Source organism: Pseudomonas sp. JQ170C (genome assembly GCF_035581345.1).
Classification (GTDB): Bacteria; Pseudomonadota; Gammaproteobacteria; order Pseudomonadales; family Pseudomonadaceae; genus Aquipseudomonas.
In genome coordinates, this window is sequence record NZ_CP141608.1 from 3,338,569 (window position 1) to 3,356,644 (window position 18,076).

5 protein-coding genes are annotated in these 18,076 nt (G+C 65.6%); all 5 read left to right on the forward strand.

Annotated features, from left to right (window positions below):
- The first annotated feature begins 77 nt into the window (after nt 1–77).
- On the forward strand, nt 78–11,435 hold the full coding sequence (locus U9R80_RS15010) for a VCBS domain-containing protein (protein ID WP_301843374.1): 11,358 nt from the start codon (nt 78–80) through the stop codon (nt 11,433–11,435).
- 877 nt (nt 11,436–12,312) lie between these two features.
- Nucleotides 12,313–13,848: a TolC family protein gene (locus U9R80_RS15015; protein ID WP_301842500.1), complete on the forward strand. Its 1,536-nt coding sequence runs from the start codon at nt 12,313–12,315 to the stop codon at nt 13,846–13,848.
- Complete coding sequence (locus U9R80_RS15020; protein ID WP_301842499.1) at nt 13,829–14,611, forward strand: efflux RND transporter periplasmic adaptor subunit; 783 nt, start codon at nt 13,829–13,831, stop codon at nt 14,609–14,611. Before U9R80_RS15015 ends, U9R80_RS15020 begins: the two co-directional genes overlap by 20 nt.
- Nucleotides 14,598–15,941: an efflux RND transporter periplasmic adaptor subunit gene (locus U9R80_RS15025; RefSeq protein ID WP_301842498.1), complete on the forward strand. Its 1,344-nt coding sequence runs from the start codon at nt 14,598–14,600 to the stop codon at nt 15,939–15,941. Before U9R80_RS15020 ends, U9R80_RS15025 begins: the two co-directional genes overlap by 14 nt.
- Nucleotides 15,941–18,037: an HlyD family efflux transporter periplasmic adaptor subunit gene (locus U9R80_RS15030; protein ID WP_301842497.1), complete on the forward strand. Its 2,097-nt coding sequence runs from the start codon at nt 15,941–15,943 to the stop codon at nt 18,035–18,037. The genes U9R80_RS15025 and U9R80_RS15030 overlap by 1 nt, the downstream gene beginning before the upstream one ends.
- Nucleotides 18,038–18,076: the final 39 nt, after the last annotated feature.

Consider the following 18,076-nt stretch of genomic DNA (forward strand, 5'->3'; position numbering starts at 1 on the left):
CCTCCTACGCTTTCGGTGTTCAGTGCCGTGAATGAACTCAATGGAATGGTTCGTCGTGTTTTCTGAGGGTTGTTGCTATGCATGGTTCGCGTGGTTTTTCCCCTGCCCCACATCTGCGTCCACAAGCCCAGACGCTTGCACTGGAGCCCAGGATTCTGTTCGACGGCGCTGCTGCCACGGCAGCGGCCGATCAGCAGCACGCCGATACGACGGCCCCCAAGGACGATGCCTCGGCGCACACCACGCCCACCGATGCCCCGGCGCGCAGCGAGCCTGCACCTTCGGCCGCCCGGCATCTGCTGGTGCTCGACAGCCGTATCGAAAATAAAGAGCAGTTGGTCGCGCAGTTGCCCAGCGACGTCACTGCCCTGGTGGTCGACAGCAGCCAGGACGGGCTGGCGGCCATTTCCGCGGCCCTGGCACAGCTGGGCAAGGTCGACTCGATCCAGGTGCTGTCCCACGGCGGCGCCGGGCAGTTCACCCTGGGCAACCGCACCATCACGGCCGACAACATCGCCACCCTCGCCCCCACCCTGCAACAGTGGCAAGTCAACCTGACCCAGGACGCCGATATCCAGCTGTATGGCTGCAACATTGGTGCAGGAACGGCCGGCAAGACCCTGGTCACCGAACTGGCGCGCTGGACCGGCGCCGATGTCGCGGCCTCCGACAACGACACCGGGAACGCTGCCGCCGGCGGTGACTGGAACCTGGAGGTGCGCAACGGCACCATCGACCAGCACATTGCCCTGAGTGCGGTGGCCCTGGCCGACTTCGACGGCCTGCTGGCCGATGCAGCGCCCACGGCGAGCGTGCCGGTGGCCGGCGACGACGTTCTGCTGGGCAACACCTTCAACTTCACGGTGAACTTCAACAACACCTCGGGGCAGGCAGGCTACGCACCGTTTCTCAATATTTTCATGCCGGTTACCGGCAGAGACGGCGACGATGGCGTCACTTTCATCTCCGCCAGCTACCTGGGCCAGAGCCTGGTGGCCCATGCGGTCACCTTCGATGCCTCCGGCAATGCCACCCACCCCTTGGCCAAGGACGCCAGCGGCAACTTCGTGGTGCTCAATGCCGGCACCTACGGCCTGCGCGCAGGCGATCAGCTCGTGGTGCTGGAGCTGCCGTTCGCCAGTGTGACGGCCGACCAGCCGGTGATTCCGGTACAGATCACCGCCAGCCTCAGCCCCCTGGCCGACACCGCCTTTTCCGACGGCTCGCCTGACCTGGTGATCAAGACCAGCGGCGGCTTCGAGTTCGGCAACGACGCCCTCGACAACCCCACGGGCGACCCCAGCCTGATGCAGATCGGCACGGCCGATTACACCGTGCACCCCACGGTACTGACCATCGACCAGACCCTCTCGACCCCCGAAGGCGAGACGGTCACCGGGCCGAACTTCGGCCGGACCCTGACCGTGACCATCACCCCGGCCCCCGGGCAGACCCTGAGCAATGTGCAGGTCACCCAGCCCTTGCCCGATAACGTCCAGGTCACGGCCATCACCCCCGGCCCCGGGGGCGTGCTGCGCTCGATCACCCTGCACGACGGCACGGTGATCACTGATCCGACCGGCATCGCGGCGGCCATTGCCGCCAATGACATCTTTATCGACTCGTTCACCGTCGAGTACGCCACGCTGTCTGCCGCCACCGATACCCAGGTGGTGTTCTATGTGCCCGAATTCGATGCCAACGCCCTGCCGGTGCTCGATCCAGTCACCGGCAACCCGGTGACCATCACCGTGGGCGCACCGACCGCCAGCGGCCAATGGGCGCCGCTGGACCCCCGTGATGTGGTGGCACCGAACACCACCATCGACTTCAGCGGCACCGGCGACCCCGTGCAGTTCGTCGCCAAGTCGATCACCCTGCTCAAGCAAGTGGGCATTACCAACGATATCGGCCAGGTCGGCGTGACCCCGGGCGACACCTTGCAGTACACCTTGAACCTTGCCATTTCGGACTTCTTCGCCTTCGGCAAGGACTTCTTCAATGAAGGCCAGCTGGTGGTGCGCGACCAGCTCAGCGACGGCCAGACGCTGGTCGGCACCCCGACCATTACCGTGACCATCAATGGCGTGGCGCGCACCATCACCCTGGTGACCAGTACCGTCACCAACACCGACGGCAGCACCTCCCTGGTGTTCGATATTGCCCAGTCGCTGCGTGATGCCGCCGCCGTGGTCGGCGGCTGGTTCAATGGCGACCTGGCCTTCGACGACCGCCTCGAAGGCGCCGCGCTGGCCGTGCTCAGCTACACCGCACTGGTCGGGCAAAGCTACCGCCCGCCGTCAGGCGCACCCCACAGCGAAATCAACGAAGGCGACGACCTGGGCAACTCGGCGGTGGTCGAAGGCACGCTGCTGCAGGATGTGCTCAACCTCACCGGCGCGTCGCAGTCCGACGATTCGTCGACGGTGAGCACGGTGCCGACGCGCACCGTGGATATCCAGATCCTCGACGTCAACAACCAGCCACCCCCCGCCAACGGCGAACTGCGCCCGGGCGATGAGGTGACCTTCCAGCTCAGTTACGACCTGGTCACCGGCGACTACGAGAACTTCAAGCTCACCGCCTACCTGCCCCTGCCGCTGTTCGATGTCACCGGCATCACCTGGGCAGTGGGCGACCAGGCCGGTCAATGGCAGATCGGTGACGGCAACACCAACCTCGGGGGTGTGATCTCGGTCACCAGCGCCAACGGCAACTCGGTGGTGTTCGACTTCGGCAGTTTCGTCACCGCCGGTACCGCCGGCAGCCGCATCGTGGTGCGCTTTACCCTGCGCGTGGGCGACCAGCCGTTTGCCGACCAGCGCTCACTGGACGTGCTGGCCCAATCCAGCCAACAGACCACCCTCACCGACCGCACGCTGATCTCTTCGGACATCGCGGTGATCGTCTCGGTCGCCGAACCTGTACTCAACATCAAGCATGGCGTGGTCTCGGGCTCCAACGGCACGGTCACCAACACCACCGGCAGCTGGAACCCGCCGGGCAGTACCGGCGTGCCCTTCAACGGCACCCTCACCGACCTTGCCGCCGTGGACGGCAACATCAGCGGCATCGACGGTGCCGATCGCCTGCGCCTGGTCACGGCGATCGAGAACAGCGGCGGTGGCGGCGCGTTCGACGTGACCACCAGCATCACCTTGCCCACGGGCCTGAGCTTTGTGGGCGGCAGCCTGGCCAATGCCAACTTGCAGATCTACCGCGGCGACGGTACACAACTGATCGCCGGCACCGACTACCGCGTCATCGGCAACCAGATCACCTTCCTCGATGCCGGTGGCCAGGCCACCCTGCTGGCCGGGCGCAACGGCACGGCCGCCGACACCAGCGGCGCCAACCTGGTGGTGATCAGCTATGACGTCGAGGTCAGCGCCAGCATCGAAGCCAGTCGCAGCCTGCAAAGCACCGCCATCCTGAGCAACTACGCCAGTGTCGATGGCGGCAGCGACTTCACCCCCACTGACCTGCAAGACCTCGCCAATCAGCAAGTCGCCGCCCCGGAGATACGCAAGACCTTCGCCGACGGCAGCCTCGACAACGGCGACTCCAGCGCCAGCCACACCACCGGCAGCGACCTGGTGGTGGGTGAGTCGATGCGTTACGACATCATTGTCACGCTGCCCGAAGGCGGCACCCAGAACCTGCGCATCGACGACCTGATTCCCCCGGGCATGCGTCTGGACACCAGCTTCAACGGCGGCCTGGGCTATCAGATCATTACCACCACCGCCGGCAGCGGCGCCCTGGGCGCCAACTTTGTCGGCAGCGTGGTGGTCAGCGGTATTGGTGGCCAGGGCGGTACCCTGGGCGACGACGGTGTGGACGCCCGCCTGACCTTCAGCGTGTCCGGCGCCAGTGCCGACAACCTGACCGGCAACAACAGCTTTGTGATCCGCCTGCAGCTGGTGGCCAGCAACGTCATCGGCAACCAGGCCAACAAGGCGCTGCAGAACAGCGCCCAGTTGCTCTACAGCGACCCGGACGCCGACACGCCCAACGGCACTGCGCCGGTGGACCGCACCGTCGCCCTCAGTGGCGGCCAGCCTACCGTCACCCTGCGCGAGCCGACCTTGCAGGTGACCCAGCAACTGACCTCCACCACAGGCCCTGCCGGCTATGACGAAGGCGACCCTGTCGAGTTCACCATCACCATCAGCAATGGCACGGGCAGCAGCGACTTCAACGCCTTCGACATCACCCTGCTGGACAACCTGCCCACCGAAATCGACAACCTGACCCTGGTCGGCGTGCTGTACCAGAACGGCGCCACCAACAATGGCGGCGTCGATTTTGAAATCGTCAACGGCCAGTTGCGCACGGTCAGCGGCGCCAATATCGACATCGCCAAGGGCGGCAGCATCGTCTTGCGCATCAGCGGTGTGATCAACTCCACGGCCGCTGCCGAGGCTTCCTTCGACAACCAGGCCGCAGTGCAGTGGACCAGCCTGGACGGTGCCCAGGCCGGTGAACGTACCGGTGTCGATGGCACCCTCAACAGCGGCGTGCTCAACGACTACCAGCTGGTTTCCACCCTGATCGTGCCGGTGGCCCAGGCCATCAGCCTTTCGCGGGTCGGCGGCTTGCCGGATACCGCGCCGTCCAACCCCACCGATGGCCCGGTGGAACAGGTGACGGTCGGTGAAGTCATCCGCTACCGGGTGGTGGTGCTGGTGCCCGAGGGCAACAACCCCAACTACCAGATCCAGATCACCCTGGCCGCCGGGCTGGAATTCATCGCCCCGGATCAGTTGGCCAATGCCCTGCGCATCGCCTTTATCTCCAATGGCGGCCTGACCAGCGACGCCAACCTGATCATCGGCGGCACCCTGAATATCGACGGCAACGAGGACAGCCCCGAAGCCCTGCCCATTACCCCGGACCTCTCCGGGGCGGCGCCCACGGGGATATTCGACCCTTCCCGGGTGGTGATCGTGAACAACCTCGATGGCACCCAGACCATCACCTTCAACCTGGGCAATGTGACCAATGGCAACGGCAACGACGACGACCTCGAAGGGATCTCCCTGGAGTTCAACGTGCGCGTCAACAACGAAGCCGCCGCCTTTGCCGGCGCCCAGCTGGGCGTAAGCGCCCAGGAAATCGTCAACGGCAACGCCCGGGCCAGCAGCGATACCCTGTTCGAGCAAGTGGTGGAGCCCAGCTTCACCGGCCTGGACAAACACATCAGCAGCTTTGACCCCAACCCCGGCGGCAGCACCGGCACCGCCACGGTACAGATCGACTTCACCCAGAACGGCGGCCTGCCGGCCTTCGACACCCAGCTCACCGACAGCTTTGCCGGGGGCAGCGGCTATACCCTGCTCAGCATCCAGATCAACGGCGTGACCTATGGCCCCGGCAACCTGCCCGCCGGCGTGAGCTTCAGCACCACGGGCGGTGTGAGCGTGAACTTCGACCAGCTCGATGTCGGCGCCCAGGTCAGCGTGGTGTACCAGGTGACCCTGCCCAACGCCCAGGTGATCGCCAGCAGCGACGCCACCCTGACCTGGAGCAGCCTGCCGGAAGACTTCACCAGCTTTGCCGGCTCCAGCGTGGGTGCCGATGGCCAGCCCGATGGCGAGCGCACCGGCAGCGGCAGCGGCCCCAACCAGTACATTCTGCACGACAGCGCCGGCCTGGGCGTGATCAGCGGCACCCTGTGGAACGACACCGCCTCGGCCGACTCCAGCGTTACCCCCGACGGCCCGGGCCTGGCCGGTCAGACGGTGATTCTGACCTGGGCCGGGGCCGATGGCCTGCTCGATACCACCGCCGACAACCTGCAATTCAGCACCGTGACCGATGCCAACGGCCAGTACCGCTTCGGTGTCCTGCCGGCAGGCGTATTCCGCATCGACGTGCCCACCGGCCGAATCAACTACCCGCAGCCGCTGGGCGACCTGCGCGTACGCATCGACAGCGATGCCAGCACCGGCCTGGGCCAGATCAACGTGACCCTGGGCGATGCCGCGACCGGCACGGCCGACGCCGGCTTCGTGGAGCAGAACGACGCGCCGGTCAACAGCCTGCCGGGCACCCAGAACGGCCTGGAAGACACGCCCCTGGCGATCACCGGCATCAGCGTCGGCGATGTCGATGCCAATCGCGATCCCGACAGCAATAGCCGCACCCTGACCATCACCCTGACCGTGCATGACGGCACCCTGTCGCTGAGCAGCACCCCTGCCGGCGTGGCGGTCGGCGGCAACAACTCCAGCACCCTGACCCTGACCGGCAACCTGGCCGACCTCAACCTGGCCCTGGCCAACCTGATGTACCTGGGCAATGCCAACTTCAACGGCACCGACACCTTGACCGTGTTCAGCAATGACCAGGGCAACTACGGTGATGCCGACGGCGACGGTATACCGGGTACGCCCAACGACGCACTGACCGACCAGGACCGCCTGCAGATCATCCTCGCCGCGGTGAATGACACGCCGATAGCGCAGCCTGACAGCGCTACGGCCGTCGAGGCCGGCGGCACCAACAACAACGTCGCCGGTATCGACCCGCGCGGCAATGTGCTGACCAACGACACCGATGTCGACATCGCCACCAACGCCGATCGCCTGCGGGTGATCTCGGCAGGCACGCTGCCCACGAACCAGCAGACCCTGCCCGACGCCGGCATCGTCGTGGTGGGCGGCCGCTACGGGCAATTGGTGATCGGCACCAATGGCTCCTACCAGTACTTTGTCGACAACAACAACGCCGAGGTCCAGGCCCTGCGCCTGGCCGGGCAAACCGTGTCGGAAACCTTCACCTATGTGATCGCCGACCTTGCCGGTGCCACCAGCAGCACCAGCCTGACGGTCACGATTGCAGGTGCCAACGACACGCCGGTGGGCGTCGATGATGACGGCATCGCCGTGGAGGCCGGTGGCGTGGGCAACGCCACGGGCGGCCAGGATGCCGTGGGCAATGTGCTGGCCAACGACACCGATGTCGACTCCGTCGCCAACGGCGAGACCCGCACCGTGCTTGGCATCCGCCACCTGCGCGAGACGGCGGCGGGCGTGTTCACCGATGTCGTGCCGGGCGTGGCCACGACCATCGACGGCACCTTCGGTACCCTCACCATCAACGCCGATGGCAGCTACCGCTACGTCATCGACAACAGCAACACGGCAGTTCAGCGCCTGGTGGTCGGTGACCAGTTGATCGAGTTCTTCAGCTACCGGCTCCGTGACACCGGAGGGCTGGACGATATCGCCCAGTTGCGCATCGTCATCCAGGGGGCCCACGACAATCCCGTGGCCAGCGATGACGAGGCCGCCGCCCAGGCGGCGTCCACCAATGGCAATGCCCAGGAGAGCAACCCCACCGGCAACGTCATCCTGTTCCCCAGCCGGCCCGGCCCCATCGATCAGGCGGGCGGCAACGGCGTTGACCTGGACGTCGACCGCACCGACCGGCCCAGCAGCCAGCTGCAGGTCAATGGCGTGATCGCCTCAACCGAGGCCGACTACGATCCGCTCGTGGACACCCTGACAACCGTCAACACCGGCACCACCTCAGCCGACGGCACTGTCATCAACGGCCTGTACGGCACGCTGCGCATTGGCGCCGACGGCTCGTTCTTCTACGACGTGGACAGCGACAACCCTACCGTCCAGGGCCTGCCCCCAGGCGGTGTCCTGACCGACGTCTTCACCTATCGGATCGTCGACACCGCGGGCCTGACCGATGTGGCGCAACTGACGATCACCGTGCGCGGCGTCAACGACCCGCCCGTGGCGCAGAACGTCATCGCGGTGGCGACCGAAGCCGGTGGTTTCAATAACCAGAGCCTCGGGGTCAACCCCTCTGGTGATGCCACCGCCAACGCCTTCGACCCGGACGGCGACCCGCTGACCGTGACCGAGATCCGCGCCGGCGCAGAAAACCAGACCAACCCGCCGGTGGCGGTGGCGGTGCAGCCAGGCGGCACCCAGGTGGTCGGCCTGTACGGCACCCTGACCATCAACCCCGATGGTACCTACACCTATGTGGTGGACAACGCCAATGCCGCGGTCCAGGCGCTGCGCCTGAGCAGCGACCTGCTACTCGAACGCTTTACCTACACCATCAGCGACGGCGTCGGGGCCACCCCCGAGACCGACCGTGCCGAAATCATCGTGCTCATCCGTGGCCAGAACGACAACCCGGTGGCCAACGACGATACGGCGACCGCGGTCGAAGCCGGCGGCCTGAACAACAACCTGCCGGGCCAGGACCCCAGAGGCAACGTACTGCACCAGGACCTGCCTGCCAGCCAACTGGGCAACGACACCGATGTCGATGGCGGCGAAGATGCCAGCGACCCGATCGACTATGGCGAAACCCAGGCCGTAAGCTCGGTGCGCACCGGCAGCGAAACCCAGGCCGGCACCAACGGCACCCTGGGCACCGAGCTGCGCGGCGCTTATGGCTGGCTGACGCTCAACGCCGACGGCAGCTACAGCTACCGCCTCGACAATGCCATGACCGAGGTGCAGCAACTGCGCGCGGGCAACAGCCTGCAAGACCTGTTCAGCTACACCGTGATCGACGCCAGCGGCGCCGAAGACCGCGCCACCCTGACCATCAACATCAACGGTGCCAACGACACCCCGGTCGCCCGCAACGACATCGCCACAGCCATCGAGGCCGGTGGCCAGGGCAACAACATTCCGGGCAGCAACCCCAGTGGCAATGTGCTGGGCAACGACACCGACGTCGACGCCTTCGGCGAAACCCTGAGCGTCACCCGTGTCAGCCAGGGCATCAACGTCGGGATTATCGGCAGCGCCTTCGTCGGCACCTACGGCACCCTGACGCTGGGCGCCGATGGCAGCTACACCTATGTGCTGGACAACAACAACCCGCAAGTCCAGGCCTTGCGCAGCGCCGCCAATACCCTGACCGAAGCCTTCACCTACAGCATTCGCGACCTGGCCGGTGCCACCAGCTCGGCGCAGTTGATCATCATCATCCAGGGCCGTGACGACACGCCGGTGGCGGTCAACGACACCGCCATTGCCGTGGAGGCCGGGGGCACCTTCAACGCCACCCCCGGGGTCAACCCCACCGGCAACGTGCTGGCCAATGACACCGACGTCGATGCCAACGACACCAAGACCGTCAACGGCATCCGCACCGGCGCCGAAGCCGCGGGCGGAATCTTCACCGCCGTCACCGGCAGCCAGGTCATCAATGGCCTGTACGGCACCCTGACCATCGGCGCCGATGGCAACTTCACCTATGTCGTCAACAACAGCCTGGCTGCAGTGCAGGCGCTGAAACAGGGCGAATCGCTGATCGAGCAGTTCACCTACAGCATGCGCGACACGGCCGGGCCTATCGACACCGCGCAGTTGATCATCACCGTCCAGGGTGCCTGGGACGCCCCGGTGGCCACCAACGACGTGACCGTGGCGGTGGCCGACAACGGCAACGGCAACAGCGTCAACCCCACAGGTAACGTGCTGCCCAACGACACCGATGTCGACCAGGGCGACCAGAAGCACGTCAGCGCTGTCCGTGCCGGCAACGAAGCCGCGGCCGGCCCCCTCGACCCGGTCAATGGCGGCACCAACAACACCAACGGCACCGTGATCACCGGGCTGTACGGCCAACTGATCATCGGTGCCGACGGCAGCTTCATCTACAACATCGACAGCAGCAACCCGACGGTGCTCGCCCTGGGGCCGCTGCAGTTCCTGCGGGATACCTTCACCTACCAGGTCACCGACCTGGGTGGCCTGAACGACCTGGCCGAGCTCAACATCATCATTCGCGGGCGCAACGATGCGCCGGTGGCCAACGATGACGCCGCCACCGCCGTCGAGGCCGGCGGCCTGGACAACAGCGAGGCCGGCATCAACCCCAGCGGCAACGTCATCACTGACAACGACACCGACGCGGAAGGCGACGTACTGCATGTGATCGGCATCAGCACCGGCGCAGGCACGGTGGGTACCGTGGGCAGTACCTTGCGCGGCCTGTACGGTGACCTGACGCTGCATGCCGACGGCAGTTGGCAGTATGTGCTCGACAACAACCTGGACGTGGTCCAGGCCCTGCGCACCAGCGGCCAGACCCTCACCGACGTGTTCAGCTACACCCTGGTCGACTTCTGGGGCGCATTCGACACCGCCCAGCTGACCATCACCGTCGATGGCCGCAACGACACGCCCCACGCCCGGGACAATGGCAGCATCGCCGTGGAAGCCGGTGGCGTGGCCAACGGCACCCCGGGCCGCGACGGCGTGGGCAACGTGCTGGGCAACGACACCGATGTCGACAGCGTCGCCAACGGTGAGAGCAAACAGGTGCAAAGCTTCAGCAATGAAGACGGCCAATCGGTCAGCGCCGGCCAGGTACTGGTCGGTCGCTATGGTCGAATGACGCTCAATGCCGATGGCAGCTACACCTACCTGGTCGACAACAGCAACCCCACCGTCCAGGCCTTGCGCACCGCCGGCGAGACGTTGTCGGAGACCTTCACCTACCGCATGCGCGATACCACGGGGGCCACGTCCGATGCACGCCTGACTGTGGTGATCCAGGGTGCCAACGACGCGCCCGTGGCGCAGAACGACAGCGCCGTGGCCATCGACCAGGTGCCCGCACCACAAACCAGCGGCAATGTGCTGCCCAACGACAGCGATGTGGATGGCAACGACCGCTTGCAGGTGGTTGGCGTGCGCACCGGAGCCGAAGCGGCCAGCGGCAACGCCGGCCTGGTCGGCCAGCCGCTGCAGGGCCTGTACGGCACACTGATCCTCAACGCCGACGGCAGCTACACCTACAGCATCGACCTGAATAACCCGCAGGTACTGGCAGCCGCCGGCCTGGGCCAGGTGCTGCAGGACGTCTTCACCTACACCGTGGGCGACCTGGCCGGCGGCCAGGACCTGGCGGAACTGGTCATCACCCTGGACATCGCCGCGCCGTTCATTCCGGCGCCCGCCGGTGAGTTTTTCAACCGCCCGACCAGTGATCCTTTCAATCGTCTGCCGCTTCCCGATGTGCTCCCGGCGATCTTCATTACCCCGGTGGTGGAGCGCGATGCACGGCTCAATGAGCTCTCCAGCTGGGAAACCGGCGGCAGCCGGCTGCGCCTGGCAACGGTGGCCGCGCAGCAGAGTGAATCCATCGGTGCCGGACTGGGGCTGGTGCAGGGTCAGTTTGTCAGCAACAGCGTGCAGCGCAGCCAGCGCGACAGTGAGCTGGACCTTGCGTGGTTGCTCGGGCGTCAGGGGCGTACCAGCCTCAGTGCCGATGGGCTGCTCAGCGATCCTTCGGTGTTCACCCTGGACCCGGCGCACCTGACCCAGGGCCCGGCGCAAAGCGAACCCCCTGCCGAGCCCCGCAACGCGCGTGGTTTTACTGCGCAATTGCACGCCGCCGCACAGCGTTTGTACCCGCACGGGCGTAGCGCACCAGAATGAATGGTGCTTTGTGGATTGTCGGGAAAGGTTGGCTTGGATGGTGATGGTGATGGTGACGGTGACGGTGACGGTGACGGTGTGCTTATCCATTTTGTGTGGTGGGGCCACTGGCCCCTTCCGCCCTTACGGCGGGTTCCTTTGGCAAACGCCCCAAAGGAACACAAAGGTCTCGCCCCACCAGGGGCCCTACGCTTCGCTACGGGTCCCCTCACTACGGCGTCGCTACGGGGCATTGCGAGCTACGAGTTGCAAGCAACTCTACGCTTCGCAACTTCGGCCATGGCCGAAGGCGCTTCGCGCTAGCCCCTCCACGACACCTCCGCTCGGCCCTTCTGGTTAACGGGGCCGGTGGATCAAGATCAAGAGCACAATTCGCTGCGCTCTTGCTTTTGAACCACAGTGAGTCAGTAGGCACCGCTCTTTTGTTTTTGTTCTTTTGTTTTTGCTCTTTTGCTCTTTTGCTCTTTTGCTCTTTTGCTTTTGATCTTGCTTTTGATCTACCTGCCCCGTTAACCAGAAGGGCCGAGCGTAGGTGTCGTGGAGGGGTGAGTGCGAAGCACCTTCGGCGCTAACCGAAGTCGCGAGACGTAGAGTTGCTTGCAACTCGTAGGCCGCGATACCCCGTAGCGACACCGGAGTGAGGGGACCCGAAGCGAAGCGTAGGGCCCCTGGTGGGGCGAGAATTTTTTGCTTACTTTTTTTCGACTGAAAAAAAGTAAGGCGCCGTAAGGGCGCAAAGGTGACTCGGCGCCGCCTTGGCAAATGGATAAGTCCGCGAAAGCCACAAGCCACAAGCTACAAAGCTACAAAGCTACAAAGCTACAAAGCTACAAACCCGTGAAGATCCGAATTCACTGCTCTATACAAAGGACTGAATATGCCCACAAACGCGACCCGGTTTACGATAACGGCCCTCACTTCAGCCTTGATACTCAGCGCCTGCGCGTCGCTGGAACCCCAGGCCATCACCGAAGAACAGAACCGCCAGCGCATCGTCGACGACCAGGCCCGCATGTACCGTGACCAAGAACCGGTCACCGCGCCCATCACCTTTTACGAAGCCGCGGCGCGGGCACTGAAATACAACCTCGACTACCGGCTCAAACTGATGGAAAGCGCCCTGGCCTCAGACCTGCGCGACGTCTCCAGCCACGAAATGCTACCGCGCCTGGTGGCCTCGGCCGGCTATGCCGGACGAAACAACGACTCAGGCGGCACCTCCATCGGCATCGAGGACCGCGAAGAGAGCTTGCGCCCATCGACCTCCGAAGACCGCTACCGCACACTCTACGGCCTGGGCCTGAGCTGGAGCCTGCTCGACTTTGGCGTCGCCTACTACCGCACCCAGCAAAAAGCCGACCAGATGCTGATGGCCGACGAACGCCGGCGCAAGGTGGCGCAGAACGTCCTGCAGGATGTACGCAACGCATATTGGCGCGCACTGGCCGCGCAACGCCTGATGCCTGAAGTGGACAAACTGCTGGCCCGCACCCACCGCGCCCTGACCCAGGCCCGCGAGGCCGAGAACAAAGGCTTGCTGCCCCGCCAGGAGATCCTCGCCTACCAGCGCGCCCTGCTCGACTCGGTGTACCTGCTCACCGTCCGCCGCCAGGACCTGGAATTCGCCCAGGCCGAGCTGTCAGCCTTGATGTCGCTGCCACCCAAGACCCGCATGGTCCTGGCCGACATGCCCGAGCCGCAACTGCCGCAGATCGGTACCGGTATCGACCAGCTGGAGCTGCTGTCGCTGCAAAACCGCCCGGAGATCATGGAAGAGTGGTACCGCAAGCGGGTCAACGAGAAAGACCTGAAGATTGCCAAAGCGCAACTGTGGCCCAACGTCAGCTTCGACTACGGCTACCGCTACGACTCCAACTCGCTGGCCTACAACAGCCATTGGAATGCCACCGGCCTGCAGGTGTCGATGAACCTGCTCAAGCTGCTGCAACTGCCCTCGCTCAACGCCGCCCAGCAGTCGCAAGGCAACACCGACGACATGCGCCGGGTCGCGCTGTCGATGGCCATCCTCACCCAGGTGCGGGTGGGCGCCTTGCGCTATCAACTGGCACGCCAGGAGGTGACGTTCTCCGATGAAAGCCTGCGGGTGGACCAGAGCCTGCTCAACTACGCCCAGGCGGCGCAGCGCAACAACCTGGGATCGGAGCTCGAGCTGATCCGCGCCGAAGGTCGCTACCTGCTCTCGCGCTACCAGCGCGAGGCGGCGTTCTCCAGTGCCCAGGCGGCCTGGGGCCGGCTCTACAACTCCATCGGCCTGGACATCCTGCCGGCCGAGATCGACCAGCACGACATCAAGACCCTGGCCAACGAGATCCACCGCACCCTCAATGAACAGGAACAAAAACGCCTGCTCGTCACCCAGCAAGGAACGCCTCATGCCCAACCGAGCTTGTGAATCTGCCGTGATGATTCTGCTGTCGCTCGCCACTGCCCTGCCCGCCTGGGCCGAAGACGCCCCCCAGGCGCCCCTGGTGCCGCCGCCCCTGGATGAGGCCGCGGCCATTCGCGTGTTGCTGGCCCCTGAGCTGGAAACCACCTTGTCGAGCCAGATGGCCGGCACCCTGACCGAGCTGCGCGGCAGCTTCGGCCAGCGCGTGGCCAAGGCAGCCCCGCTGGCACGCTTCAATTGCAGCGAAGCCCAGGCCCGGGCCAAGGTGGCCGCCGCCGAGCTGGCCATGGCCCGGCAGAACCTGGATGCCAAGAGAAACCTGCGCAAACTCGATGCCGTGGGCGATCTGGAAGTGTCCATGGCCAATACCGAAGTGCAGAAGGCCGACGGCGCCCAGGCCATGGCCGCCGCGCAAACCGGCTATTGCCAGGTGCTGGCGCCGTTTGCCGGGCGAGTGGCCAAGGTCCATGTAAAGCCCTACCAGACCGTGAGTGCCGGCACGCCGCTGTTCGACCTGGTCAGCGATGGCGACCTCAAGGTGCGCCTGAACGTGCCCTCCACCCGCTTGAAGAACCTCAAGCCCGGCATGCCCCTGGAGGTGAATATCGTTGAGACCGGCAAGCAGTACCCGGCGCATATCAGCGTCATCAATGCCCGGGTCGATGCCGTGGCGCAGACCGTCGAGCTCGAAGCCCAGCTCGATAACAAGTACCCCGAATTGATTGCCGGCATGAGCGGCACGGCGCGGTTCCCCGATGACCATGAGTGAATCGCCGCCGCTCAACCTGCTGCTACAGCTGGGGGCCCTGCGCGATCGTGCCTTGCAGGCCGACTCGCTCAATGCCTTGAGCTTCTCCATGGCCAACGACTTGTACCCGCTGCTGGCGTTCCACCAGGCCCTGGTGTTCGCCCAGCAGGGCAAGCGTCTTGAGCTGCTGCAGGTGTCGGGCCTGACCCGCCCCAGCGAAGACTCGCCCTACCTGGTGTGGCTGCAGCGGGCCAGCCGCTGGATCGCCAGCCAAGTGCCCGACGCGGCCCCCGTGTGGCTGACCCGCAGCAGCGTGCAGCCGCCCACTGATGTCGCCGACGGCTGGGATGAATGGTGGCCCGAGGGGCTGTGGTGCCTGCCGGTACATGATCGCGACGGGCAACGCCTAGGGCTGTTGCTGCTGTTGCTGGAGCAGGCGCCGCCGGCGGTGATGCAGCAGGCCGTGCCTACCCTGCTCGACACCTGGGGTTACTGCTGGACAGCACTGACGCGCCAGCGCCGGCTGCTGTCCTGGCGCCTGAGTCGGCGCCAGGGGTTGCTGCTGTTGGCGGCCCTCGGGCTGCTGTTGCTGGTGCCGGTACGCCAGAGCGCATTGGCGCCGGCGGAAATCGTCTCGCGCCAGGCGCAGATCATCAGTTCACCCATTGATGGCGTCATCGACCAGATCCAGGTACGGCCCAACCAGGTGGTCGACGTCGGGACGCCGTTGTTTTCCCTCGATGAAACCACCCTGCGCAGCCGCGCCGAAGTACTGGGCAAGGAAGTCGCGGTGGCCGATGCCGAACTGTCGGCCGCCAGCCAGCGCGCCTTCGACAACCCGCAAAGCAAGGGCGAACTGACCCTGCTCGAAGGCCGCGCGCGCCAGCGCCGGGCCGAGCTGGCAGCGGTCCAGGCCCAGCTCAAGCGCACCCGGGTACTGGCGCCGCGCGCGGGCGTTGCGGTGTTCAGCGACCCCAACGACTGGCTGGGCAAACCGGTGGTCACCGGCGAACGCATCATGCAGGTGGCCGACCCAGCGCAACCGGCGATGCTCATCCAGTTGCCGGTGGCCGACGCCATTGCCCTGGAACCCGGGGCCGAGGTGACGCTGTTTCTGACCGCCTACCCGCTGACGCCGCTCAAGGGCAAGATCCTCGAGACCAGCTACCAGGCCCGCAGTACCGATGACAACGTGGTCGCCTATCGGCTGCTGGCGAGCATCGACGAAGCCTCGGAGCATGCCCGCCTGGGCCTGCACGGCACCGCCAAGCTGTATGGTGGCCGGGTGATGCTCGGCTATTACCTGCTGCGTCGCCCGATTGCGGCGGTCCGTGCCTGGAGCGGCCTGTAATGCGCGAGCCCGCCGACCTGCCCTTGCCGCCACTGCGTGAAGACCTGCGCCTGTGCGAAGCGTCCGAAGGCAGCAACGGCGAGCCGGCCTGGGTGATCCAGGACACGGTGATCAACCGCTTCTACCGGATCGGCTGGCTGGAGTTCGAGTGCCTGCTGCGCTGGGGCCAGACCCCGCGCCAGATCAGCACCCAGATCGCCGAACAGACGGCCCTCAAGCCCGATGTCGACCAGGTGCTGGGGTTCCAGGCCTTCCTCGAACAGCACCAACTGCTGCGCGCGGGCCCCCAGGCGCTGGAGCGGCTCAAGGCGCGCGCTGACGAGCGCACCTGGCTGAGTTGGCGCTGGTGGCTGCATCACTACCTGTTCTTCCGTATCCCGCTGGTGCGCCCGCAACATCACCTGCAGCACCTGGCCCGGTCACTGGGCTGGTTGTTCAGCCCGCTCACGGCAGTGGCGGTGATGGCCTTGAGCGTGCTGGGGATCATCCTGGTGCTGCACCAGTGGGACACCTTCGTCCACGACGTGGTCGAGTCGTTCTCGGTCGAGGGGCTGCTCAGCTTTGCCTTGGCGCTGATGGTCGCCAAGACCTTGCACGAGTTGGGCCATGCCTTGGTGGCGACCCGCCTGGGCTTGAAGGTGGGGCACATGGGGATCGCCTTCGTGGTGCTCTGGCCCATGCTCTACACCGACACCGGGGAAAGCTGGAAACTGCGCAAGTCGCAGCAGCGCCTGGCCATCGCCGCGGCCGGGATCATCACCGAGCTGTCGCTGGCAGGCCTGAGCACCCTGGGCTGGGCCCTGTGCGACCCGGGCCCGCTGCGCAATGCCCTGCTGTACCTGGCGACCACTAGCTGGGTGTTGTCGCTGGCCCTCAATGCCAGTCCGTTCATGCGCTTTGACGGCTACTTCATCCTTTCCGACCTGCTGGACTTTCCCAACCTGCACGAACGCGCCTCGGCCCTGGCCCGGGTCAGCCTGCGCCGCAGCCTGCTGGGCCTGGACGAGCCCTGGCCGGAACACTTTGCGGTCGGCAAGCGCCGCCTGCTGGTCACCTTTGCCTTTCTCACCTGGGCCTACCGGCTGGTGCTGTTCCTGGGTATTGCCCTGGCGGTGTACCTGTTCTTTTTCAAATTGCTGGGGATCGTACTGTTGGTAGTGGAACTGTCGTGGTTTATCGCCATGCCGATCTGGCGTGAGCTCAAGCACTGGTACACCCAGCGCAGTGCCGTGCCGCAGCGCCGGCGCTGGCTGTTCTATGGCCTGCTGGCGGCGCTGTTGCTGCTGTTGGCGGTGCCCTGGCGCAGCCAGATCGACGCCGTGGGCGTGGCCCGTGCCGAGCATCAACTGCGGGTGTATGCGCCCTATCCTGCGCGCCTGCAGTCAGTGCGCGCCGAGGGGGCGGTCAAGGCCGGTGACACCCTGGTGGTACTGGACGAACCCGACATTGCCTCGCGCCTGCAGAGCAGCGAAGCCAACGCCCGCAGCTACCAGGCACGCCTGGGTGGCCTGCTGGCCGAGCCGGGAGGGCTTGCCGAACAGGCGGCGACCCGTGAGCGCTTGCGCGTGCAGTACGAGGAAGCGCGCTCGGCGCGCTCGGAAATCGCCCGCCTTAACCTGCAGGCACCGTTTGAAGGGCAATGGCTGGATGTGAACCCTGACTGGCGGCCCGGGCAATGGGTGGGGCGCCAGGAAGCCCTGGGGGTCTTGATCGACCCGCGCCACTGGCAAGTCGATGCCTATGTCGACCAGGACAAAGTGCACCGCCTGGTCCAGGGTGGCCGGGTGCGTTTTTACGCCGATGGGCAGCCTGTGCCGGTCAGCGGACAGGTGATCGCCATCGCCAGCACCCGCACCAGCCAGCTCAGCCACCGGCTATTGGCGTCACGCTACGGCGGGCCGTTGGCGGTGGCCGCCCATGACAGCGCGCTGATACCGACGACGGCGGTGTTCCAGGTATTGGTGCAACTGGACGCACCCTTGCCGTCGCTGCGCGAAACCCGCGGGCACCTGAAAATCGAAGGCGAACGCCGCAGCTTGCTGGCCGATGGTGTGACCCACCTGATGGCGGTGTTTCTGCGCGAGAGCGGGTTCTGAAGCGGATCGGGGATCGCGGGCTTGCCCGCGATCCCCGAT

Bases quoted from the DNA above. Each gene is read 5' to 3' on its own strand.
- U9R80_RS15010 (WP_301843374.1), top strand. From the start codon at position 78: ATGCATGGTTCGCGTGGTTTTTCCCCTGCCCCACATCTGCGTCCACAA.
- U9R80_RS15015 (WP_301842500.1), top strand. From the start codon at position 12,313: ATGCCCACAAACGCGACCCGGTTTACGATAACGGCCCTCACTTCAGCC.
- U9R80_RS15020 (WP_301842499.1), top strand. From the start codon at position 13,829: ATGCCCAACCGAGCTTGTGAATCTGCCGTGATGATTCTGCTGTCGCTC.
- U9R80_RS15025 (WP_301842498.1), top strand. From the start codon at position 14,598: ATGACCATGAGTGAATCGCCGCCGCTCAACCTGCTGCTACAGCTGGGG.
- U9R80_RS15030 (WP_301842497.1), top strand. From the start codon at position 15,941: ATGCGCGAGCCCGCCGACCTGCCCTTGCCGCCACTGCGTGAAGACCTG.